Below are 21,598 nucleotides of genomic sequence, written 5' to 3'. Positions count from 1 at the left end.
GACGGAGACGCCAGATGAAGCGCTTTACGCCCGCCGCCTTCGCCGCCGCCCTGCTCGCCACGGTGACCCTGCCGGGGCTCGCCAAGGCCGAGACCGCGACCATCGCGCTCGCGGTGAACATCAACACGCTGGACCCGCACATGTCGGCGTCCTTCGGCTCCGACCTCAGCCTTCTGAGCCACGTTTATCCGGCGCTGATCCTGCGCGGGCCGGACCTCAAGCTCCAGCCGGCGCTGGCCAAGAGCTGGACGCCGGTGAACGACACCACCTGGCGTTTCGAGCTGGTGCCGGGCGCGAAATTCGCCAATGGCGAAGCGCTGGACGCCAAGGCGGTGAAGTGGAACCTCGACCGCGTGCGCGACCCCAAGGTGAATGCCCGCATCAAGTCGTGGTTCGATCTCGTGAAAGACGTGCGAGTGATCGACCCGACCACGCTGGAAGTGGAGACGAGCGCCCCCTTCCCCGCCTTCGCCGATCAGCTGTCCATGTTCTTCCTGCTGCCGCCGGAATGGGCCGCGACCCATAATCCGGCCACCGAGACCATGTCCGGTGGGCCGTACCAGATCACGGAGAATGTGCCCGGCGATCACATCACGCTGAAAGCCAACCCCACCTATTTCGGCGAGAAGCCGGCCTTCGACACCGCCATCTTCCGCACCATTCCGGAGCCCTCGAGCCGCATCGCCGCGCTGCTGGCCGGCGAGGTGGACCTCATCACCGGCGTGCCGCCGTCCGAGCTGAAGCGCATCAAGGACAGCGGCAAGGCCAATTCCGGCGCCACGCCCAGCACCCGCAGCGTCTTCATCAAGTTCAACACCCAGAAGGCGCCGCTCGACAACAAGCTGGTGCGCCAGGCGATGAACTATGCGGTCGACAAGACCGCCATCGGCGATTCCATCTTCGAGGGCCTCGCCTACATCTCGCCCTGCGAGATCCTGACGCCTGCCTATTTCGGCTTCAATCCGGACCTGAAGCCCTATGCCTATGACCCCGCCAAGGCCAAGGCGCTGCTGAAGCAGTCCGGCGTGAACCTCTCCCAGCCCATCGAGATGGACGTGCCGGTGGCGACCTATCTGCAGGGGCAGGAAGTGGCCCAGGTGGTGGCCGCGCAGCTAGGCGAAGTGGGCCTCAACGTGAAGATCACGGAGATGGACTTCGGCGCCTATATGAACAAGTACCTGAAGTCGCGCACGCTGGCGCAGACCTCGCTGCTGACCCACGGCTGGCCCACCATCGACGCCGACGGCCAACTGACCCTGCTCGCCCCCGGCAACCAGTATGCCTATTGGGACAATGCCGCCTTCGGCAAGGCGGTGGAGGCCGGGCGCTCCACCACCGACAAGGCCGCGCGCCTTGCGGCCTACAAGACCGCCACCTCCATCATGTGCGAGGAGGCGCCGGTGCTGTTCCTTTATGCCCAGCCCAACACCTATGGCACCTCCAAGCGCGTGGTGTGGCAGCCCCGCGCCGACGACTGGGTGCGCGCCTACGACCTGAAGCCGGCGGCCAAGTGAGCCGTCGTGACCGCTGACGAGCGGCTGCACCTCTTCGGCAGCCACTTCGGCACCTATGAGGTGGAGGCGGGCCCCGACGGCCGCCCCCGCCTTCTGCCCTTCCGCCATGACCCCGCGCCCTCGCCCACGGGGGCGGCCTTCCTCGATCTCGCGGACCATCCGCTGCGGGTGCGCCATCCCACGGTCCGGCGGGGCTGGCTCACCGCCAAGGGACGGCCGCAGGGGCGCGGCGCGGAGCGCGGACGGGACGATTTTGTCGCCGTGACATGGCCCGAGGCGGCCCGTCTGGTGGCCGGCGAGATCGCGCGCGTCTCGCGCGATCACGGCAATGCGGCCATCTTCGGCGGCTCCTATGGCTGGGCGAGCGCCGGGCGCTTCCACCATGCCCAGAGCCAGCTGAAGCGCTTCCTGAACCTCTGCGGCGGCTTCACCTCCTCGGTGAACACCTACAGCTATGGCGCCGCCGCCGTGCTGCTGCCGCATGTGATCGGCCGGGAATACCAGGGCGCGACAGACACAGCGCCGAGCTGGGACCAGATTGCCGCCCACGCACGGCTGCTCATCTCTTTCGGCGGCTTCCGCCTCTCCAACGCGCAGGTGGAAGCGGGCGGCACCGGGCAGCATCGCGCCGAGGCGGCGCTGGCAGACGTGGCGCGCGCCGGCTGCCGGATTGTCGTCTTCTCACCCACGGGCGCGGACGCGCCGGACCTGCCCGGCCATGTGGAGCACATCCCGCTGCGGCCCGGCACGGACGCCGCCGTGCTGATCGCCATGGCGCAGGTGCTGCTGGCGGAGGGGCGGACGGACACGGCGGCCCTCGCGCGCTTGACCGCGGGGCATGAGACCTTCGCCGCCTATCTGGCGGGCCACACGGACGGCCTGCCGAAGACCCCGGAATGGGCAGAGGGCATCTCCGGCGTGCCGGCGGCGACCATCCGGGAACTCGCGCGTGCCTATGCTCAGGTGCCAGCGCTGGTGAACCTCTCCTGGTCATTGCAGCGCTCGCGCCATGGGGAGCAGCCTTATTGGGCAGCGATTGCCCTTGCCGCCATGGCGGGCCAGGTGGGGCGGCCGGGATGCGGCTTTGCCTTCGGACTCACCGCCGTCTCCTCCGTGGGCCAGCCGATCCGCCGGCTGAAGGGGCCGGCGGTGCCGCAAAGGCGCAATCCGGTTTCAAGCTTCATCCCCGTCGCCCGCATCACCGAGTTGCTGGAGAACCCCGGCGGCACGCTCGACTATGACGGGCAGAGGCTCGCCCTCCCGGACATCCGCCTCATCTACTGGGCGGGCGGCAATCCCTTCCACCATCATCAGGACCTCAACCGGCTTGCCGCCGCCTTCCGGCGCCCGGAAACCGTGATCGTGCACGAGAGCATGTGGACCGCGACCGCCCGACACGCCGACATCGTGCTGCCGGCGAGCCTACCCTTCGAGCGCGACGACATCGCCGCCGCCTCGCGGGACAACTGGCTGATTGCCTCACGCCGGGTGCTCGCGCCGCTGCCGGATGTGCGGTCCGATCACGACATGCTCGCGCTTATCGCCCGCGAACTCGGCCTTGACGCCGCCTTCACCGAGGGGCGCAGCGAAGAGGACTGGCTGCGTCATCTCTATGCGGGCTATCGCGACGCTCATCCCGAACTGCCGGATTTCGAGACCTTCTGGGCCCGCGGCTATGCCGGGCTCGACCTCGGCGCCCGCGCGCCTGCCCCCACGACGCCGCTCGCCGATTTCGCGCACGACCCGGACATGCACCCGCTCTCTACTCCTTCGGGTCGCATCGAGATCGGATCTTCGACGATCGCGGCCTTCGGTTATGACGACTGCCCCGGCCATCCCGCATGGCTGGAGCCGGAGGAATGGCTGGGGGCGCCGCTTGCCGGCACCTATCCGCTGCATCTGCTCTCTCCCCAACCAGAACACCGGCTGCACAGCCAGCTGGAACTGGCCGGCCCCAGCCAGCAGGCGAAGGTGACCGGCTGCGAAGTTCTGCTGCTCAGCCCACAGGATGCCGCCACCCGTGGGCTGGCGGCGGGAGAACAGGCGACCGTCTTCAATGCGCGCGGTCGCGCTCTTGTCGCCATCGGCATTGATGCCCGGCTGTCACCGGGCGTCGCCGTTCTGCCTACGGGAGGCTGGTACGCCCCGAATGAGCAGGGCCTCGATCTTGGCGGCAATCCCAACACGCTGAGTTCGATCCGCCCGACCTCACGGCTCGCACAAGGCACCGCGCCCAACGCGTGTCTGGTCGAGGTCGTCAGCCGGTAAAACAGGGCGTGAAGCGCCGGGAGCGCTCGGGACGGTCCGGGCGGCGCCAAAGAACATTCCTAACAATTTATACAATCTAAAATAGATTAAATAGCTAACTATTTTCATTCTGTGCTCGCGACACGGCCCAAGAACAGGCCTTTATTCCCCTCGAATTATGCCGCTGCGAATATTTTCCTTCAAGTGACTTTCATCACCGACGCATTTGGTTGTATGTCCTACCTTCGGTTCCACTCGGGAGCGCCTCGACCCGCCGGAATGGCAGACATCGCAGGCGAACCATTGCAACTCCAGAGGGTAGAACGACATGTCGACCACAGGTTCCGATGGACCCATCACCGATAGCGTGGCGGCCAGCAGCGAGAGCGTTCTCGGCAGCGCGGCGCCGGTGGCCCTCAGCATGTTCTACCAGGCCGCCGGGCAGGCCTATGCCATCACCATGCAGAACGCGGCCTCCAACCAGCACAATCTGAATGGGCTGAACCTGCCCCTGGTCTCCAACGCGGTGAAGGCACTCACCACGAAATAGGACCAGAGAACCAGCCGACACGTGCGGCAATGCCGCGCTGCATGCTTTAAATGATCGTATGATCATCAATACATTTCTCCGGCCGTCGCGGCCGGACCACGGCTTCACAGCGGCTCCATGACGAGGATCCGGAGAGCTGATGAAGAAACCCCAGGATGCAAACCGGAACGAGGAGAAGCTTCATGACGAACACCGTCTCTCCGCAGGTGACTGACGCCGTCACGCAGGTCAACGTGAAGGTCGTGGGCGAGGCCCCCGCCATGGCGCTGGGCTCGCTCTACCAGACCGCGGCTCATTCCACGGGCCTGCTGTTCGCCAATGCCGTGACCGCGCAGAACAACCAGAACATTCTGGCGCAGGCGGCGACCACGCAGGGCGTCATGCAGATCTACAGCATCGACACCATTTCCGACGCCATCGCCATCGTCCAGATGCTGCGCGGCAACGCCAACACCTGATCGCCGCCGCGGCGGACCACGCCGCCCGCGGCCTTCGAACATCGCTTCCGTGACGCAGGCGCGGCGCTCCCCGCCGACGCCACGGAGGCGCTCGCGCCGGCCGCCGCACGGCCGGAGTGAACTCCGCACCGGGTGTTGATCCCCTGTCCTCTGGAAACGAGCCCAGCAAGCAGACGAGGCGACGATGCGCAACTCAGGCTCCGGCGGCGCCAACAGCACGATCATCGGCAGCGTGGCCAACAACAGCACCAGTGTCGTCGCCAGCGCACCGGCGGTCGCGCTCAGCATGTTCTACCAGGCCGCCGGCCAGGCCTATGCCCTGACCATGCAGAACGCGGCCTCGAACCAGCACAACCTCAATGCGCTGAACCCGACGCTCGTGGCCAACGCGGTGAAGGCGCTGTCCACGCCCTGAAATCGCGGCCTTGCCGCGCCCTGATCCCCCAAGCGCCCTGCCACCAGCGACCGCATGGCGAAGAAGGAGCCGAATGTCATGGGCCTCTCGAACCTTTTCGGCGGCAGCAGCGAGCCGGAGGCAAATGCCTCGCCCGACACGACCCAAGCGTTTCAGAACATGCTGGCGCTCCAGGGCGCCGCCGGGGACAACCCGACCGTCCAGGAACTCGCCGGCGCCGCCATGGGCCAGGTGGTGGCCATGATGGGCGAGGACGCCCGCACCTACATGCAGGGCATGGAGCAGATCTATCTCGCTGCGAGCGGCAAGGCGCTGGCGCTGATCGCCAATCCGCCCACGAAACAGCAGGGCATTGACCTCCTGACCAATGTCGGCGTCTCGCAGACGCAGACGCTGACCTTCATGACCGGCGCGGCGACGGTGGCCGCCGCCTTCTCCAAGATCTGAGGAGGCAAGCGTGGCCACTCCAGCGGGAAAACGCCCGCCGCGCCGGCGACGGCCGGCCCAGACACCAGTCCCGGAGGTCCCGGAGCCCGGCCCGGTGGATGCGGCGAGCATCGAGAAGGCCGTCACCGACAACATCATGACGGCGCTACGCCCCTTGATCCACGAACTGACCAAGGTGGTGAACAAGGCGAAAACCGAAAGCCCCGTACCGCCGCACGAGACGCCGGCCGCCCAGCTCGAAGCCAATACGGGCGAGACGCTCGAGTTCACCAAGTCGTTGCTGGCCGACAAGATGCAGCAGATTCAGGAACTTCAGCAGCTTGTCACCGCCCGCATGCATCAGCGCCGGGCCCGGAGCCTGCGCCGCTTTCCGAAGTCGAAACTGAGCTGACGCCGCCAGGCGGCCCCGAGCTTCCGCGGACAATTTCGGTCCGCTGAAGATGAGCAAGGACCTAACCGAAGAAACGAGGAGACAAGACATGACCAATACCGTCTCGCCGCAGATCACCGACGCGGTCACGCAGGTCAACGTGAAGGTGGTCGCCGAAGCCCCCGCCGTCGCCATCGGCTCGCTCTACCAGACGGCGTCTCACTCCACCGGCCTGATGTTCGAGAACGCGGTCACCGCCCAGAACAACCAGAACATCCTGGCACAGGCGGCGACCACGCAGGGCGTCATGCAGATCTACAGCATCGACACCATCTCGGATGCCATCGCGGTGGTGCAGATGCTCCAGGGCAACGCCAACACCTGACACACAACGGGCGGGGCCCGCACCGGCCGCGAGCCCCGCCTCTTTCAGCTCCAGCAGGTGATTTCAAACGGTGCCCATCCGGGCCGCATTTCGGGAGAGAGCCATGGCCATCGACACCGCGAAATTCATCGGCGCATGCATTCATTGCACCTACGAGGGTAACGCCCACAAGGCGGAGGACATCTACATCGGGTTCTCCGACGGCGCCTTCGATACCAATAAATCGGCGCCCTATGGCGTTTTCCCGAACCTGATGATGGTGCTCCTCATCCTCATCAAGAACAAGCTTCAGTACGACGCACGCACGAAAAATGTCATTGCAGACCGCACCGTGAAAGAATTCAACCTCAAGCACCTCATCATCAACGACGATTATGCAAAGTATAAAGAATATATTTCCTATTCAACGTTGCCATTCGTTTATCTCTGCGACAACGGTCTGGGAGTCCAGAACGGTAATTATATCAGCATCCAGGACTACCGCACGGCCTTGCCGGCGAAGGCGAGCTGCGTGGGCCTCGACCGTGCCTCCGGCACGTTCTTCATCTATCCGGACAAGGGCACGGCGGCGCCAAGGCCGGATAAGCCCAAATTCATCGACCTATCCGTGTGGAACGGCGAGCGCGACGAGCCGAAGAACGCGATCGCCACCTCCATACTCCGGTCCCTGAATGCGGACTTCACCTCCGACGACAAGGGAGCTCCGTTGCTGAATCAGCTCTATGTTTATGCTCAGGGCCTCACCTGCCCCATGACCCACGGCGATGCGTTCGCCGAAGTGCTGAGTGGCATCGTCAATCGCTGGAACGAATATCGCGACGACCAGAAGGACAAGGCGCCCTTCAACATCGGTTCCGGACTTTTCCTGCGACTGCCGCCGACGGCGGACACCGTCCTCGCGTCCAATGACAGATCCGTGCGCGTCATGCTGTCACCGAACAACAAGAACAAGAACAGAGCCTCCCATGCGGAGGTGAAGGTGCCGCTGCTGCTCAATTTCCTCTCTTATTGCGGTTTCGGCGGCGACAGCAAGAAGGATGGAAACGCCGGCTGGATCGCGGGCTACAACAAGGACAAGGTGAACAATGCCATCAAGATATTGACACAGCACGTCAGGGATGGCGGCCACCTGTTCATGTTCTCGTCCCTCCTGCCCTGTTACATGTGCGAGGGAAGCATTGATTCGACGATCAGCGGCGACGGTGAACTCTACAAGGAAATCAACGGATACCCGATCAATCTCTATCCGGGCTTTCCGGAAACGAAATTTCACTACACGATCGACATCACTTACTATTACGACATTGATGACACCATCAATTACCGTCGGCTCTACGCCAACCAGAAGACCAATTCCAGCCGCTACCAGGGCATCCAGATGCAGATCGTCGAGGTGCCCTACAGCGCCTATATCCCTGCCACGGGTCGCGTGATCGCCCGCGCGGATGCGGATATTTCCGTTGAGCCTATGGCGGTGCCGGACGCCGGCCAGACCGCCTATGGTGTAGGTCTTCACAACCAGAAGACCATCATGCGCTATCGGCTCGCTGCCGACTGCTTCACCAGCCGCACCATCACCAGCTACCAGATCCTGCAATCGCCCAGTCCCAGACAGGTGATGGGGGCGCCAGAGGGTTTCGGGCAGATCGGCGGGAACGACAATCCGGTGCAGCAGCGCCTCGATGCGGCCTCCCGGGCGACGGCGCTGTCCGATCAAGGCGCAGGCTCCCCCAATGGCACCGAGCCAGTCGCCCTGCCCTCCAGCGGTCCCGAGGCCCCGTTGACTGTCGCCACCGAGGCGCAGACGCAGAGCCCGCCGCAGCCGGTCCGCCGCCAGATCCGCCTGCCGCTTCGGCGCGGGCATCTGCGGCCGGTCGCCGGGCCGCGGCTCTCCTGACCCGCGCCACCGCCGGAGAGCGCCATGGACCCCGCACCCCTTCCCCTCAAGGCCCCCTTTCCCGCTCCCGCCGGCCGGAGCGCACGAGCGGCACGCATGCCAGCGAAGGCGGAGGTGCCGCCCGTCGTGGCCCGCACGTGCCTGTTCCAGGGGCTCACGGGCGATGAGGTCGCCCGCATCTTCGCGCGTGCCCATCTGCGCAGCTTCACGCGCGACGAACCCGTGATCACCGATGGCGACCTGCCCGAGCGGCTCTATTTCGTCACCGAGGGCAGCTTCATCTGTCGCAAGACCTCTCCGGCCGGGCTGGTCTTCACCCTGGGCCAGCTTCATCCCGGCAGCTTCTTTGGGGAAAGCGGCGTGATCGGCGGCCGCCGGAGCGACATGGACGTCACGGCCACGGGCGAAGCTGCGGCGCTCGGGGTCCCCGCCTCGGACTTTCGCCATGCGCTGGAGCGCCATCCATCCATCAGCCGCCACCTTGTCGATGAAATGGCGGCCCGCATCGCCGCGCTCACCCTGCTGAGTTTCGAAGTCGCCACGCTGAAGCTGGATGCCCGCCTGAGCCGCGCCATCGCAAAGCTGGCGCGCGAGCGCGATCAGTTCCGCGACGGGGGACTGATCCGCCCCGCGCCGACCCATGCGGAACTGGCGGCCATGCTCGGCACCACGCGGGAAGTGGTCTCCCGCTCCATGACCGCCCTCTCCCGCCAGGGCCTCATCGAGACGCGCCGGCAGGAAATCCTGATCCGCCGGGCCCTTGGCCTGCAGAACTTCGAACGGTGACGGGGAAGAGGAAGAAGGCGGCGACCATCCCTGAAAACCAGCGCGCAGGGACGGCGCTGTCGGGACAGCTCAGCGCAGCACGACGATAAAAAGACGGGGGAAATACAGCAGCACGCGGCCATCCGCACGCCGGGGATAGACCCGGGCGAGACGCTCCTCATAGGCGGCGAGAAAATCCGGACGCTCGGCAGGCGCCAGCGCATCGAGATAGGGCTGGAGGCCACCTCCGCCCCGCATCCACTCCATGAGCGCCGCATGATCGGCGAGCGGATGGCAATAGACCGTGCGCCACATCTCCACCTTGCCGGCGATGGGGCTCAGCAGATCGTAATATTCCTCGGGGCGAAGGAGCGGAATGCGCGCGCGGGGTACCGCGCTGAGCTGCCGCGCCCAGGCGCCCTCGGCCATCGCGCGCAGCGTCTCGTGCACCGGCTCCGAAAGATTGTCGGGCAACTGGATGGCGAGAACCCCGCCGTCACTCAGTTGCGAGACCAGACGCGGAAACAGCGTGCGATGGTCCGGCATCCAGTTCAGCACGGCATTGGCCAGTATCACGTCCGCCGGCTCCGGCAGACGGTAGGTCCGCACGTCCGCCTGGATGAAGCTCGTATGCGGCATGCGCCGGCGGGCGGCAGCGAGCATATCGGGAGAGCTGTCGATGCCGATCACATCGGCTTCGGGATAACGGGCCGCCAGAATTTCGGTTGAATTGCCGGGCCCGCATCCCAGATCGACGACGCGGCGCGCGGCTTCCAGAGGGATCTGCGCAACGAGGTCACGGGCTGGACGGGTGCGTTCGTCCTCGAACGTCAGATAAAGCCGCGCACTCCATTCCGCGATCATGGCCGCCCCCCGGCTGTGGGCATGCCGACAGCACGCCGCGGACACGCCATGCGCAGTCCTGCGGCGCCTGGGAGAACGCCCGCCGGGGAGTATCCGGCGGGCGCTGCATCAACGCGAGAATTTTTTGTACTGAATCCGCTTCGGAATCGTTGAATCGATACCAAGACGGCGCTTTTTGTCTTCTTCGTAATCGGCGAAGTTGCCTTCAAACCATTCCACATGGCTGTCGCCCTCGAAGGCGAGCATGTGGGTGGCGATGCGGTCGAGGAAGAAGCGGTCATGCGAGATGATGACGGCGCAGCCGGCATAATCTTCCAGCGCCTCTTCCAGCGCGCGCAGGGTGTCCACGTCGAGGTCGTTGGTGGGCTCGTCGAGCAGCAGGACGTTGCCGCCGCGCTGAAGCGTCTTGGCCAGGTGCACGCGGTTGCGTTCACCACCCGAGAGCATACCGACCTTCTTCTGCTGGTCGCCGCCCTTGAAGTTGAAGGCCGCGCAGTAGGCGCGGGAGGGGATTTCCCGCTTGCCCACATAGATCACGTCGAGGCCGCCTGAGATTTCCTCCCAGACGGTCTTCTTGTCATCGAGCGCGTCGCGGCTCTGGTCCACATAGGCCAGCTTCACGGAATCGCCGATGGTGATGGAGCCGCTGTCCGGCGTCTCCTGGCCGGTGATCATGCGGAACAGCGTGGACTTACCCGCGCCGTTCGGGCCGATCACGCCCACTATACCGCCCGGCGGCAGCTTGAAGGAGAGGTCGTCGATCAGCAGGCGGTCGCCGAAACCCTTCGTGAGGTTCTCGAAGGCGATGACGTTCTGGCCGAGGCGCTCGGCCACGGGGATGACGATCTGCGTCGCGCTCGGCGCCCGCTCGGAAGCCTTCTGCACCAGCTCGTCATAGCGCTGGATACGGGCCTTGTTCTTGGCCTGGCGTGCCTTGGGCGAGGCGGAAATCCATTCCTGCTCGCGGGCAAGGGCGCGCTGGCGGGCTTCCTCTTCGCGATTCTCCTGCTGGAGGCGCTTCTGCTTCTGGCCGAGCCAGGAGGTGTAATTGCCCTCGTAAGGAATGCCGCGGCCGCGATCGAGCTCGAGGATCCAGCCCGTCACGTTGTCGAGGAAGTAGCGGTCGTGGGTGACGATCAGGATCGCGCCCGGATAGGTCCGCAGATGGCCTTCGAGCCACGCGGTGGTCTCCGCGTCCAGATGGTTGGTGGGCTCGTCGAGCAGCAGCAGTTCCGGCTGCTCCAGCAGCAGGCGGCAAAGCGCCACGCGGCGGCGCTCGCCGCCCGAGAGCTTGGACACGTCCGCATCGTCCGAGGGGCAGCGCAGGGCGTCCATGGCCTGGTCCACCTTGCTGTCGAGATCCCACAGGCCCTGCGCCTCGATCTCGTCCTGAAGGCGGGTCATTTCGTCCGCCGTCTCCTCGGAATAGTTCATGGCCAGTTCGTTGTAGCGATCAAGGATCGCCTTCTGCTTGGCCACGCCGTCCATCACGTTCTCGCGCACGGACTTGGTGGGGTCGAGCTGCGGCTCCTGCGCGAGATAGCCCACGCGCACGCCTTCCGCGGGGCGGGCCTCGCCGGTGAAGTCCTTGTCCATGCCGGCCATGATGCGCAGCAGGGTGGACTTACCGGCGCCGTTGTTGCCGAGCACGCCGATCTTGGCATCCGGGTAGAAGGAGAGGTGCACGTTCTCGAGCACCTTCTTGCCGCCGGGATAGGCCTTGGTGAGGCCGTGCATATGGTAAGCGTATTGATAGGAGGCCATGCGCCACCGGCTCCACAAATGGGGCTGTGTTGGTTTGGGGCCGTTCTAGCCGTCCGGCGCGCGGGCGGCAAGCAAGCGGCGCGTTCCGCCGCGCACCGGAGGACACCATGGGCGACGACAGCCATCATCACGACCACTCCCATCCCCACGACCACACGCACGCGGCACCGGCCGCCGGCAGCGTGGACTGGCGCGAGCATGGGGTGAAGGTGGTTCCAGGCGACGAGCTCGATCCCAACACCGCGCAGACTCCGGGCATGAACCGTGCCACCGCCATCAATCGCGCCCGCGCCGGCGCCGAGAAGCTGTGGGCCGGCACGGTTCATATCCATCCCGACGCCAAGACGGGCGCGCACCACCATGGCGACCTCGAAAGCGTGATCTTCGTCGTGAAGGGCCGCGCCCGCATGCGCTGGGGCGACAATCTGGAATTCACCGCCGAGGCTGGACCTGGCGATTTCATCTATGTGCCGCCCTATGTGCCGCATCAGGAGATCAACGCCTCGCCGGATGAGGTGCTGGAGTGCGTGCTGGTGCGCTCCGGCCAGGACCCGGTGGTGGTCAATCTCGACATTGAGCCGGTGGAAAAGCCCACAACAGTGAAGTGGATCGATCCCATCCACCGCACCTGACCTCGCCGCCAAGCGCCAGCGCAACGCCGGGGCGGTGAAAAATCCGCATCGGCGGCGCTCGCGCCAGGCGGGGAGCCATCTGTCCACAGCGGGAAGTGTTGTCCGGCAAAGGATTTGAGATTTTTCCGCAGGGCGCATGCGGAAGCGTGTTGCAATCCCCCGAGGGTTTTGGCAAAAGGTCGCCACTGGCCGCCGACGAAACGCGGCGCCGCCAGATGGATGCGGGTGTAGCTCAGGGGTAGAGCACAACCTTGCCAAGGTTGGGGTCGTGGGTTCGAATCCCATCGCCCGCTCCAAATTTTCCCAATAAAATCTGATAGTTAGCAAACGCCCTTCGGGGCGTTTTCTGCTTAGATTCGCCCTCGAACGCGACATTCTGAGCAGAATCTATGCTCCCGGAAGAAAATTCCCGGATGCCATGGCGTGCGTTCGGCAGCTTTCTAAGCGGCGGCGCTGCACCGATGCGCTGCGCGTGGCGGCGCCCGGAACGGCCGCGATGCAAAGCCCGTCTGCAACTCTCGACGTAGCCGCAACTTTGAGTATCAATATCCAGAAGCTACTCAACACGCCGGAGCCCGAATGGCTGCGCCGTTTTCCACCTCGATCGAGTTGCGCCACCTGCGCTATTTCGTGGCGGCCGCCGAGCACGGAAGCTTCCGCAAAGCCGGGGTGGCTCTTGAGGTCAAGGAATCGTCCATCAGCCGGAGCGTCCGGGATCTTGAAGACGAGATCGGCGTCTCACTGTTCATCCGGCACTCAAGCGGGGTGAACCTTACTCTGGCGGGGCAGCGCTTTCTGAACCGCACGCGCCAGGCGCTCGATCAAATCCGCGAGGCAACGGTGGAAGCGGCTGCGCTGGGGCGGTCCGAGGAAGGCCACCTGAAAGTTGGCCTGTTCTCCAACCTGTCCTCCGGCTTTCTGCGCGACCTGTTCCAGACCTATGACAGCCGTTATGCGGGCGTTCACATCGACTTTGTCGAAGCGCCTGCGGAAAGTCACGCGGCCGCGATACGGCGGTTTGATCTCGACGCTGCATTCGTGCTGGGCCGGCAAAGCTGGCCGGACTGTGATGCGATTTCCTCGTGGAGCGAACCACTCCTGTTCGCGCTGCCGCGGCTTCATCCTCTGGTCCAAAGGAATGTGCTGTCCTGGCGAGATCTCGTGGATGAGACCTTTCTTGTCCGCACCGAAGGCTCCGGCAATGAGGTGCGCGGTTTTCTTGAACGCAAATTCCGGGAACTCGACATCTCGCCGCGCATCAGCACGCAGCAGGTCGCGCGCTATAGCCTTCTCGGTCTGGTCGCCACGGGACGCGGAATCGTGCCGGTGCTTGAGTCGGAAACGGTCATCGGTCTGCCGGAGGTGGTGTTCCGCCCTCTCGCCGGCGAGGCGATCCCGTTCTCCGTGATTTACTCGACTCGCAACGACAACCCGGCAGTACGCACCTTGCTCAGCCTCACACGGAAGATGACCCAGGAGCGGGCAGCGGCGCGCTGATCCTCGCAGCGCCGCCAGCCTCGCGGCGCGCCTTGGCGAACTCGCGATCGGTGGCGATGAAGCGCTCCAGCATGGGCACGACAAGCTTCACAGGATCCGGGGCAGGCTCTCCAGTCTCTCGCGCGAGCACCTCCGCATAAGCGACAAGATCACGGTGCAGTGCGCCGGGTAGCGAGAGCGCCACCTTCACCGGCTTGTCGTTCGCGATCGGTCCGAGTTTCAGCTTCGCCATGGTCAGTACCTGTAGGGTTCGAGGACGAGGTCACGGGTGACCATGACCCGCACCGGGAAGCCGGGCCGGATGGTCAGGGTCGGCGCGACCCGCAACTGCCGGCGGATGATCTCCTGGCCGGCATCGTTGATGGTGTCCTGCGCCCCACTCTGCAGCGCCTGGATCAGTTCGTCCTCATCATCCATGGCGAGCTCGGCGCTGACGGAAAGCAGCGTCGAGAGCCCGACGGCCTTGGCGAGGTCCCACCCGTGCATGTCGACGCCGTCCTCAAGGCCGGCATAGCCCTGCGCATCGGTGCCGGGCTGGCGCTCCAGCACGATGGAGCGGCCATTGGGGAAAATCAGTCGGTTCCAGACCAGCAGGATGCGGCGCTGGGCGAAGCCGACGCCATTATCGTATTGGCCGAGCAGCCGCGTGCCCTGCGGGATTATCAGGATGCGTCCGGTCGGGCTGTCATAAACGTTCTCGGTCACCTGCGCGGTGATCTGGCCCGGCAGGTCGGAGCGAATGCCGGTGATGAGAGCGGCCGGGATGACGGCGCCTGCTTGCAGGACATAGGGCGATGCCGGTGCCATGACGTGATCGGATGCGACGACGCGCCGATCCACGGCGGCATTGAGGAAGGCAAGCTGGCGATCCTGGGGTGAGGACGTGCCGCCCGTTCCTGCCGAGCCAGGGCCGCTGAAGCCGGAGGCACCCGTCACTGACGACGCCGGCGCGCGAGCCTGCGCCGCCTGGAAGAATACGCGGCTGGTCCGCGCGGCTTCCTGTTCGGCAAGACGCCGCTGCTGCTCGGGATCGACCTGTGGCGCCGTCATTGTCGGCGGCACGACGGGCCGGTCGCGGTTCTGTGCATCAAGGATCGGCCGGCCGAGATCGCCGGGTAGAGGCGGACCCAGGATCGGCCCGGTGTAGTCCCGCGGCAGCCCGGCAAGGCCATCGGCCGTGGAGCGGTTCTGGGTGGAGTAGAGCTCCTCGCCGCCGGTGCCCTTGTCGCGACCCTGCAGCGCGTAGATCAGGGCGCCGCCTATGCCGAGGCTGACGACCAGCCCGGCACCGGCCAGTACCTTGCGTGAAAGACGCGTGACGCGCGGCGGCTCGGGACGCAGCCGCATGGCCGCGGCGTGATCGGTGGTCGGAGGGCCGAGATCCGCCTCGAGGTCATGATTGTCGGGGCTGCTCATGATGCCGGCCTCCCGTCTGTGCGCTCGATCCGCACCTTCTGCGGACGCTCGCCGCCGCCGAGGCGAAGCTCGGCCGCACCGAACAGCCGGTCGACGATCAGGATGTTCTGGTGGATGCGGCTATTGGCGATCTGCGCTTCGCCATCCGCCCCGATGACGAACAGCGGCGGCATCTCGCCCTGAACGATGCCGCGCGGGAACTCGACATAGACCTTGCGCCCGTCGTCATAGACGGCCATCGGCCGCCAGGGCGGCGTGTCGCCGGTAAGCGCATAGCGATAGTTGCGGGCCGCGAAATTCGGGATGACCGGTGCCGCCGGAACACCGGCGCGCTGCGCTCCCGGAACCTGCGGATAGGCCCAGGCGACAGCCGGCATATAGGGCTTATCGCCGGCGCGCAGTTCGATCATGTAGCTGCGCCGGTCGGTGGTGATGACAAGGTTGGTGGAGATGTCCGCCCGCGTCGGCTTCACCAGCACATGCACGCGCCGGTTCGCCCCTTCGCCGCTCTCGGTGTCGCCGATAATCCAGCGGGCGGTGTCGCCCGCCGCGATCGGTCCGCTGCCGGTCAGGCTCTCGCCCGGCTCCAACGCAATGTTGGTAATCTGGCCGGGCGCTGCATAGACCTGATAGAGCGCACCCTCGCTCCAGGGATAGATTTGGATGGCGTTGTAATAACCTTCGCGGCGCGGCTCGACGCGGGCCGCCGCATTGGCATTCTCGACGCGTGCGACCGGCGTTTTGGCGTCCGTGCCGCCCTTGGCCGGCGTCCAGGTAGGAGGCGTGTGGAGCGGGCGCGGCCGCTCATCAGTGACGACGGCGGGCACCACCGGTAGCGCCGGAACGTCACTGTCATAGCTGATCTGCGGCGGCTTCGGTGCCGATGCGCAGCCGCCAAGCGCGCTTGCGGAGAGCAGGAGAGCCGCAAAGGCGGATCGGCGCAGAGCCGGAGATGCGGGTTTACGGAAGGACGTGTTCACTGGCTCATCTCCCGCGACCAGCTGATGGCATTGACATAGATGCCGAGAGGATTGGTGCGCAGGCGCTCGGCATCGCGTGGCGGCTGGATCACCAGGGTCAGGATCGCGCTCCAGCGCTCGGTGGCGGCGAGCTGGCCGTTCTCATAGCGCCGCTCGACCCAGGCGAGGCGGAAGGAATCCGGCGAGGCTCGGATCACGCTGGAGACCTCGACCGCGATCTGCTGCTTGCCGACCCGCGTGAAGGGATCGTTCGCGCGGGCATAGTCGTTGAGCGCGGCGGCGCCCCGATCGGTGGTGAACTCATAGGCTCGAAGCCAGTTCTGCCGCACGATGACGGGGTCGGCCGGCAGACTGCGCACCTGCTCGATGAAGCGGGCGAGATGCCAGGCAATCTGCGGATCGGTCGGGCGATAATCGCCGGTGGCGGGTCCAACGGCCTGCGTCTGGCCGAGACGATCGACTTCGACCACCCAGGGCACGACGGTGCCCCGCGTCGACTGCCAGATCAGCGCCGAGGCAAAGCCGGCCGAGAGGAACAGACTGCCAAGCGCCATCAGCCGCCAGTTCTTCGCCTGCACACGGGCCGAGCCGATGCGCTCGTCCCAGACCTGGGCGGCCTTCTGATAGGTCGTGACCGGCTCGGGCGAGGTGCCGTAATGGGTCGCGGGTCGCTTGAAGAGGCTCATGAGCGGTCGCTCTCAGACAGGGAGACAGAAGAGCCGCCGGCATGGCTGTCACCGGAGCGCACAGCATGGGCGGCGGCGGAGACGCCGTGGCGAAGCGACTGGCCGCGCTTCATGCGCTTGGCCCAGTCGGGCACGTCACCGGCCGAGGAGGCTGAGGCCGTGCCACTGACGGCGTTCGCGAGCGGTGACACGGCGGCGGAGCCTGCGGACCGCGCGACGCCAGCCAGTCCCGAGGCGACACCCGCCATGCCGGACTGTCCGGCCGCACCGATGCTGTAGGCTGTCGCTCCACCTCGCGCCGCAGCCGCCGTCGCCGAGAGCGCAGCCCCGCCGCCGCGGATTGCGAGGTTGGCGGCACCGCCAGCCGCCATCAGCGCGCCACCGGCGGCGAGGCCTGTGCCAACGGCGGCGCCGGCGCTCAGCTGCGGTCCTCCGGAAACTAGGCCGGCGGCAATGCCGGGGCCGAAGATGCCGAGACCCAGCAGGGACAGGGCGGCCAGCACAATGGCCATGGCGTCGTCGATTGTGGGCGTCTGTCCGCCGAAGCCCGCGGTGAACTGGCCGAACAGGGTCGAGCCGATGCCGATAATGACCGCGAGCACCATGACCTTGATGCCGGAAGAGACGACGTTGCCCAGCACCCGCTCGGCCATGAAGGCGGTCTTGCCGAACAGGCCGAAGGGGATCAGCACGAAGCCGGCGAGCGTCGTCAGCTTGAACTCGATCAGGGTGACGAAGAGCTGGACGGCGAGGATGAAGAAGGAGAGCAGCACCAGCGCCCAGGCAAACAGCAGGCAGGCGATCTGGATGAAGTTCTCGAAGAAGGCGACCCAGCCCATCAGATCGGAGATGGAGTCGAGCAAGGGACGGCCGGCATCGAGCCCGGTCTGCGCCACCTTGCCCGGACGCATGAGGTCGCTGACGGAAAATGCCGTTCCCGAGCCCTTGAGCCCGAGCCCGGCAAAGCTCTCGAAGACGATGCGGGCGAGGTTGTTCCAGTTGCCGATGATGTAGGCGAAGACGCCGACGAACAGCGTCTTCTTGATGAGCCGGGCGATGACGTCGTCGTCAGCGCCCCACGACCAGAACAGCGCCGCCAGCGTCACATCGATGACGATGAGGGTGGTGGCGATGAAAGCGACCTCGCCACCAAGGAGGCCGAAGCCGCTGTCGATATAGGAGGTGAAGACCCCGAGGAAAGTGTCGATGACGCCGGTGCCGTTCATTGCTCAGCGACCTTCGTTGGGCACGCTGCGCCCGAGGAACCGGTCCCGCGTCTGCGCCCAGACCTTCAGGCAGGCGGCGTCCTGCGCGGCAGTCTCTCCCAACTGCTGACACCGCCGCTGTTCATCGCGCAAAGGATCGCGCTCGGCCTCGACCGTCCGACTGGGTGAAGGCACCGGCGCCTTCTCTTCCCGGCTCATTTCCAGCACCGCCGCCGTGCCGGCGATGGCCACGAAGATCACCGCGCCGAGCCGGGCCAGCATGGCTCCGTCCATGTCGGCCTCCCTCAGTTGCTGAACATGCGGGCCGTGCCGGCCTGGTAGCCGACGCCGGGGGTGAGGAAGCGCCGGCGCTGCTCTCGCCCCTGCTCGGCGGCGGTCGCGCGTTCCGCCTCGGAGAGCGCCTCGGCGCGGCCATTGGCGGACATCACCGCGATCAGGTCGGAGAGCTGCTGCGACTGCAGGGCGAGCAGTTGGTTGCCAGCCTGCGTGGCCTGAAGGGCACCCGTGGCGCCCTGGCTCTGGCTGACAAGCGTCGCCATCTCAGCCTTGTTGGCGTCGACATTGCCGACGACGCCTGCCTGGATCCGCAGCGCGTCCTGCAGACCGCCGACCGTGGTCTGCCAGCGCGCGCGTGCACCGGCGACGAGGTCGGCATCGGAGGTCGAGAGCGGGATGTTGCCATAGCGCTGCTGGAAAGCCTGGTCGATCTGGCCGACATCGAAAGCGATGCTCTGTGCCTGTCCGAGCAATTGCTGGGTACGCTGGACAGATTGCTGGATCTGCTGCAGCGAGGAGTGCGGCAGGCTGGCAAGATTGCGCGCCTGATTGATCAACATCTGCGCTTCGTTCTGCAGCGAGGTGATCTGGTTGTTGATCTGCTCCAGCGCGCGGGCGGCCGAGATCATGTTCTCCGCGTAGTTCCAGGGGTCATAGACCGTGAGGGCCTGCGCGGGCGGGGACAGCACGGGTGCGAGGGCGAGCGGCGCGGTCAGCAGCGCGACGGCGACGGTGAGCGCGCGCGGACGGAACAGCGTCATGGCTGCGTCTCCAGATTGGTGAGGTTGGGGATGAGGTCGGCGGCCCAGCCGAGGCCGCGATGACGCAGCCAAGCGTCCAGGAAGCCGTCGCGACCGTACGCGGCGACGATCTTGCTGATGGCCTGCTGGTCGGTCTTGGAGGACGCCGCGCACAGCGTAAGCGCCACGTCCGACAGGCCGAGCTCGAACAGCCGGTTGCCGCGCCGCGACTGGCAGTAATAGTCGCGCTTCGGTATGGCCCGCGCGAGGATCTCGATCTGCCGGTCGTTCAGGCCGAAGCGGCGATAGATGGCGGTGATCTGCGGCTCGATGGCCCGCTCATTGGGGAGCAGAAGACGTGTCGGGCAGCTCTCGATGATCGCCGGGGCAATGGCGCTGCCATCGATGTCGGAGAGCGACTGCGTGGCGAAGATCACGCTGGCGTTCTTCTTGCGCAGCGTCTTCAGCCATTCCCGCAATTGGCCCGCGAAGGCCTCGTCATCCAGCGCCAGCCAGCCTTCATCGATGATGATGAGGGTCGGAGATCCATCGAGCCGGTCCTCGATCCGGTGGAACAGATAAGCCAGCACCGCCGGCGCGGCCTCCGTGCCGATCAGACCTTCGGTCTCAAACGCCTGAACGGTGGACGAGCCCAGATGTTCGCTCTCCGCATCCAGCAGCCGGCCCCAGGCGCCGCCGATGCAATAAGGACGCAGTGCCTGCTTCAGGTCGTTGGACTGCAGGAGGATGCACAGCCCTGTAAGCGTGCGCTCCTCGACCGGCGCGGAGGCGAGCGATGTCAATGCCGTCCAGATGTGCTCCTTCACCTGCGGCGTGATGGGGACGCCTTCTCGGGTGAGGATCGCCAAGATCCAGTCGGCGGCCCAGGCGCGTTCCGTGGCCTCATCGATGCGCGCAAGCGGCTGGAGCGCGACAGTCTCCGCGCTCCCCTCGCTGAGCTCGCCACCGAGATCGTGCCAGTCACCGCCCATACCGAGTGCGGCGGCCCGGATTGAGCCGCCGAAGTCGAAGGCAAACACCTGCGCGCCCGCATAGCGCCGAAACTGCAGCGCCATCAGCGCCAGCAGCACGGACTTGCCCGCGCCGGTGGGGCCGACGACGAGGGTGTGGCCGACATCGCCGACATGGAGGCAGAACCGGAACGGGGTCGAGCCCTCGGTCTTGCCGAACAGCAGTGGCGGCGCGTCGAAATGCACGTCGCGGCTCTCGCCGGCCCACACTGCTGACAGCGGGATCATATGGGCCAAATTGAGCGTGGAGATCGGTGGCTGGCGGACATTGGCATAGACATGACCGGGCAAGCTGCCGAGCCAGGCATCGACCGCATTGATGGTCTCGGTCATCACCGTGAAGTCGCGACCCTGGATGACCTTCTCGACCCGTCGCAGTTTCTCGTCGGCGATGCGGGGATCGGCGTCCCACACCGTCACCGTCGCGGTGACGTAGGCGACGCCGGCGTGATCCGCGCCGAGCTCCTGAAGCGCGAGGTCGGCATCTTCAGCCTTGTTGGCGGCATCCGAGTCCACGAGCACGGAGGCCTCGTTGGTCATCACCTCCTTCAGGATCGCCGCAATCGATTTGCGCTTGGCGAACCATTGGCGGCGGATCCTGGTCAGCAGCCGGACCGCATCTGTCTTGTCGAGCAGGATCGCCCGGGTCGACCAGCGATAGGGAAAGGCCAGGCGGTTCAGCTCATCGAGCAGGCCGGGCGTCGTCACCGTGGGAAAGCCGGTGATGGTCAGCACCCGCAGATGCTGGTCGCCAAGGCGCGGATCCAGCCCGCCGGTGAGCGGCTGGTCGGCCAGCAGCGCGTCAAGATAGATCGGCGTCTCCGGCACGCGGACACGATGCCGATGCGTCGAGACGCAGCTGTGCAGATAGGTCAGCGTCTCGCCGTCATCGAGCCAGCGGCATTCCGGCATGAAGGCGTCGATGAGGTTGAGGAGCCGATCAGTTCGGTCGGCAAAGCCACGCAACGTCTCACGGGGATCAAGCCCTGCCTTGTCCCGCCCTTCATAGAGCCAGCCTTCGGTGCGAGCGGCATCCTCAGCGGGCGACAGATAAGTGAAGGTCAGGAAGTAGCTCGACTCGAAATGGCTGCCGGCCTCTTCGAAATCGGCCCGCCGCTCGGCATCAACCAAACCGGAAGCGGCATCCGGGAAAGTGCTCGCCGGATAGGTCCCTGCAGCATGGCGCTGCGCCTCCACAAAGATCGCCCATCCCGAGCCGAGACGGCGGAAGGCGTTGTTCAGCCGCCCAGCGACCGCGACGAGCTCGGCGGGCACGGCGCTGTCGAGGTCCGGCCCCCGAAAACGCGCCGTGCGCTGGAACGAGCCATCCTTGTTCAGCACGATGCCCGGCGCGACCAGTGCCGCCCAGGGCAGGAAATCGGCAAGGCGGCGGTTGCGGCTGCGATACTCGGCGAGGTTCATCATCATGGCACCCCGC

The 21,598-nt window shown here is 65.9% G+C and carries 22 protein-coding genes and 1 tRNA gene; 13 read left to right on the top strand and 10 right to left on the bottom strand.

Annotated features, from left to right (window positions below):
• Window positions 1-14 precede the first annotated feature (14 nt).
• From DFO45_RS02085 to DFO45_RS02040, 10 genes are all read left to right on the top strand, one after another.
• The gene (locus DFO45_RS02085) at window positions 15-1,514 is read left to right on the top strand and encodes an ABC transporter substrate-binding protein (protein ID WP_133863565.1); all 1,500 of its coding nucleotides are present in this window, start codon (window positions 15-17) and stop codon (window positions 1,512-1,514) included.
• A gap of 6 nt (window positions 1,515-1,520) precedes the next feature.
• Window positions 1,521-3,782: a molybdopterin-dependent oxidoreductase gene (locus tag DFO45_RS02080; protein ID WP_245517925.1), complete on the top strand. Its 2,262-nt coding sequence runs from the start codon at window positions 1,521-1,523 to the stop codon at window positions 3,780-3,782.
• Between the two features lie 307 nt (window positions 3,783-4,089).
• On the top strand, window positions 4,090-4,311 hold the full coding sequence (locus DFO45_RS02075; RefSeq protein WP_012172304.1) for a RebB family R body protein: 222 nt from the start codon (window positions 4,090-4,092) through the stop codon (window positions 4,309-4,311).
• A gap of 182 nt (window positions 4,312-4,493) precedes the next feature.
• The gene (locus tag DFO45_RS02070; RefSeq protein ID WP_043879617.1) at window positions 4,494-4,769 is read left to right on the top strand and encodes a RebB family R body protein; all 276 of its coding nucleotides are present in this window, start codon (window positions 4,494-4,496) and stop codon (window positions 4,767-4,769) included.
• Window positions 4,770-4,953: 184 nt separating this feature from the next.
• Complete coding sequence (locus tag DFO45_RS02065; protein WP_012172306.1) at window positions 4,954-5,184, top strand: RebB family R body protein; 231 nt, start codon at window positions 4,954-4,956, stop codon at window positions 5,182-5,184.
• Between the two features lie 54 nt (window positions 5,185-5,238).
• Window positions 5,239-5,631, top strand: a complete 393-nt coding sequence (locus DFO45_RS02060; RefSeq protein WP_133863564.1) for a hypothetical protein — start codon at window positions 5,239-5,241, stop codon at window positions 5,629-5,631.
• A gap of 94 nt (window positions 5,632-5,725) precedes the next feature.
• On the top strand, window positions 5,726-6,022 hold the full coding sequence (locus tag DFO45_RS02055; protein ID WP_052286013.1) for a hypothetical protein: 297 nt from the start codon (window positions 5,726-5,728) through the stop codon (window positions 6,020-6,022).
• Window positions 6,023-6,110: 88 nt separating this feature from the next.
• The gene (locus DFO45_RS02050) at window positions 6,111-6,386 is read left to right on the top strand and encodes a RebB family R body protein (RefSeq protein WP_043879618.1); all 276 of its coding nucleotides are present in this window, start codon (window positions 6,111-6,113) and stop codon (window positions 6,384-6,386) included.
• A 103-nt stretch (window positions 6,387-6,489) separates the two neighbouring features.
• Window positions 6,490-8,283, top strand: coding sequence for a hypothetical protein (locus DFO45_RS02045; RefSeq protein WP_133863563.1), 1,794 nt, complete (start codon window positions 6,490-6,492; stop codon window positions 8,281-8,283).
• Window positions 8,284-8,379: 96 nt separating this feature from the next.
• Window positions 8,380-9,069 carry a Crp/Fnr family transcriptional regulator gene (locus tag DFO45_RS02040; protein ID WP_166657027.1) on the top strand — a complete coding sequence of 230 codons (690 nt, stop codon included), beginning with the start codon at window positions 8,380-8,382 and terminating at the stop codon, window positions 9,067-9,069.
• Window positions 9,070-9,138: 69 nt separating this feature from the next.
• Here the strand turns inward: DFO45_RS02040 and tam are convergent, their stop codons facing one another.
• A complete protein-coding gene (tam, locus tag DFO45_RS02035) occupies window positions 9,139-9,909 on the bottom strand; it encodes a trans-aconitate 2-methyltransferase (RefSeq protein WP_043880543.1) in 771 nt (256 codons plus the stop codon).
• A 111-nt stretch (window positions 9,910-10,020) separates the two neighbouring features.
• A complete protein-coding gene (gene ettA / locus DFO45_RS02030; protein WP_043879620.1) occupies window positions 10,021-11,676 on the bottom strand; it encodes an energy-dependent translational throttle protein EttA in 1,656 nt (551 codons plus the stop codon).
• 107 nt (window positions 11,677-11,783) lie between these two features.
• Here ettA and DFO45_RS02025 point away from each other — a divergent pair, with 107 nt between their 5' ends.
• From DFO45_RS02025 to DFO45_RS02015, 3 genes are all read left to right on the top strand, one after another.
• On the top strand, window positions 11,784-12,308 hold the full coding sequence (locus tag DFO45_RS02025) for a cupin domain-containing protein (RefSeq protein WP_133863561.1): 525 nt from the start codon (window positions 11,784-11,786) through the stop codon (window positions 12,306-12,308).
• A 221-nt stretch (window positions 12,309-12,529) separates the two neighbouring features.
• A tRNA-Gly gene (locus DFO45_RS02020) sits at window positions 12,530-12,604 on the top strand.
• A 283-nt stretch (window positions 12,605-12,887) separates the two neighbouring features.
• Window positions 12,888-13,805 carry a LysR substrate-binding domain-containing protein gene (locus DFO45_RS02015; protein WP_133863560.1) on the top strand — a complete coding sequence of 306 codons (918 nt, stop codon included), beginning with the start codon at window positions 12,888-12,890 and terminating at the stop codon, window positions 13,803-13,805.
• Here DFO45_RS02015 and DFO45_RS02010 read toward each other — a convergent pair.
• Genes DFO45_RS02010 through trbE form a run of 8 tightly spaced genes read right to left on the bottom strand, consistent with a single transcriptional unit; the run spans window position 13,765 to window position 21,585 of the window.
• Complete coding sequence (locus DFO45_RS02010; RefSeq protein ID WP_133863559.1) at window positions 13,765-14,037, bottom strand: DUF2274 domain-containing protein; 273 nt, start codon at window positions 14,035-14,037, stop codon at window positions 13,765-13,767. The genes DFO45_RS02015 and DFO45_RS02010 overlap by 41 nt on opposite strands.
• 2 nt (window positions 14,038-14,039) lie before the next feature.
• On the bottom strand, window positions 14,040-15,221 hold the full coding sequence (locus DFO45_RS02005; protein WP_133863558.1) for a TrbI/VirB10 family protein: 1,182 nt from the start codon (window positions 15,219-15,221) through the stop codon (window positions 14,040-14,042).
• Complete coding sequence (gene trbG / locus DFO45_RS02000; RefSeq protein ID WP_133863557.1) at window positions 15,218-16,201, bottom strand: P-type conjugative transfer protein TrbG; 984 nt, start codon at window positions 16,199-16,201, stop codon at window positions 15,218-15,220. The genes DFO45_RS02005 and trbG overlap by 4 nt, the downstream gene beginning before the upstream one ends.
• Entirely contained in the window at window positions 16,198-16,887 is a 690-nt protein-coding gene (gene trbF / locus DFO45_RS01995; protein ID WP_133863556.1) for a conjugal transfer protein TrbF, read from the bottom strand. Before trbF ends, trbG begins: the two co-directional genes overlap by 4 nt.
• Window positions 16,884-18,113 carry a P-type conjugative transfer protein TrbL gene (gene trbL, locus DFO45_RS01990; protein WP_133863555.1) on the bottom strand — a complete coding sequence of 410 codons (1,230 nt, stop codon included), beginning with the start codon at window positions 18,111-18,113 and terminating at the stop codon, window positions 16,884-16,886. The genes trbF and trbL overlap by 4 nt, the downstream gene beginning before the upstream one ends.
• A 3-nt stretch (window positions 18,114-18,116) precedes the next feature.
• Complete coding sequence (gene trbK-alt, locus DFO45_RS01985; RefSeq protein WP_133863554.1) at window positions 18,117-18,386, bottom strand: putative entry exclusion protein TrbK-alt; 270 nt, start codon at window positions 18,384-18,386, stop codon at window positions 18,117-18,119.
• Window positions 18,387-18,397: 11 nt separating this feature from the next.
• Window positions 18,398-19,150 carry a P-type conjugative transfer protein TrbJ gene (gene trbJ, locus DFO45_RS01980; protein WP_133863553.1) on the bottom strand — a complete coding sequence of 251 codons (753 nt, stop codon included), beginning with the start codon at window positions 19,148-19,150 and terminating at the stop codon, window positions 18,398-18,400.
• A complete protein-coding gene (trbE, locus tag DFO45_RS01975) occupies window positions 19,147-21,585 on the bottom strand; it encodes a conjugal transfer protein TrbE (RefSeq protein WP_133863839.1) in 2,439 nt (812 codons plus the stop codon). Before trbE ends, trbJ begins: the two co-directional genes overlap by 4 nt.
• Between the last annotated feature and the right edge of the window lie 13 nt (window positions 21,586-21,598).

Source organism: Azorhizobium sp. AG788 (genome assembly GCF_004364705.1).
GTDB lineage: Bacteria > Pseudomonadota > Alphaproteobacteria > Rhizobiales > Xanthobacteraceae > Azorhizobium > Azorhizobium caulinodans.
The sequence above is the reverse complement of the archived record's forward strand: the minus strand, read 5'-3'. Positions and strand labels throughout refer to the sequence as shown.

Bases quoted from the DNA above. Each gene is read 5' to 3' on its own strand.
- DFO45_RS02060 (WP_133863564.1), top strand. From the start codon at position 5,239: ATGGCGAAGAAGGAGCCGAATGTCATGGGCCTCTCGAACCTTTTCGGC.
- DFO45_RS02045 (WP_133863563.1), top strand. From the start codon at position 6,490: ATGGCCATCGACACCGCGAAATTCATCGGCGCATGCATTCATTGCACC.
- DFO45_RS02015 (WP_133863560.1), top strand. From the start codon at position 12,888: ATGGCTGCGCCGTTTTCCACCTCGATCGAGTTGCGCCACCTGCGCTAT.
- trbJ (WP_133863553.1), bottom strand. From the start codon at position 19,150: ATGACGCTGTTCCGTCCGCGCGCGCTCACCGTCGCCGTCGCGCTGCTG.
- DFO45_RS02005 (WP_133863558.1), bottom strand. From the start codon at position 15,221: ATGAGCAGCCCCGACAATCATGACCTCGAGGCGGATCTCGGCCCTCCG.
- DFO45_RS02070 (WP_043879617.1), top strand. From the start codon at position 4,494: ATGACGAACACCGTCTCTCCGCAGGTGACTGACGCCGTCACGCAGGTC.
- DFO45_RS02075 (WP_012172304.1), top strand. From the start codon at position 4,090: ATGTCGACCACAGGTTCCGATGGACCCATCACCGATAGCGTGGCGGCC.
- DFO45_RS02040 (WP_166657027.1), top strand. From the start codon at position 8,380: ATGCCAGCGAAGGCGGAGGTGCCGCCCGTCGTGGCCCGCACGTGCCTG.
- DFO45_RS02085 (WP_133863565.1), top strand. From the start codon at position 15: ATGAAGCGCTTTACGCCCGCCGCCTTCGCCGCCGCCCTGCTCGCCACG.
- DFO45_RS02065 (WP_012172306.1), top strand. From the start codon at position 4,954: ATGCGCAACTCAGGCTCCGGCGGCGCCAACAGCACGATCATCGGCAGC.
- ettA (WP_043879620.1), bottom strand. From the start codon at position 11,676: ATGGCCTCCTATCAATACGCTTACCATATGCACGGCCTCACCAAGGCC.
- DFO45_RS02025 (WP_133863561.1), top strand. From the start codon at position 11,784: ATGGGCGACGACAGCCATCATCACGACCACTCCCATCCCCACGACCAC.
- trbK-alt (WP_133863554.1), bottom strand. From the start codon at position 18,386: ATGGACGGAGCCATGCTGGCCCGGCTCGGCGCGGTGATCTTCGTGGCC.
- DFO45_RS02010 (WP_133863559.1), bottom strand. From the start codon at position 14,037: ATGGCGAAGCTGAAACTCGGACCGATCGCGAACGACAAGCCGGTGAAG.
- trbE (WP_133863839.1), bottom strand. From the start codon at position 21,585: ATGATGAACCTCGCCGAGTATCGCAGCCGCAACCGCCGCCTTGCCGAT.
- trbF (WP_133863556.1), bottom strand. From the start codon at position 16,887: ATGAGCCTCTTCAAGCGACCCGCGACCCATTACGGCACCTCGCCCGAG.
- DFO45_RS02050 (WP_043879618.1), top strand. From the start codon at position 6,111: ATGACCAATACCGTCTCGCCGCAGATCACCGACGCGGTCACGCAGGTC.
- trbL (WP_133863555.1), bottom strand. From the start codon at position 18,113: ATGAACGGCACCGGCGTCATCGACACTTTCCTCGGGGTCTTCACCTCC.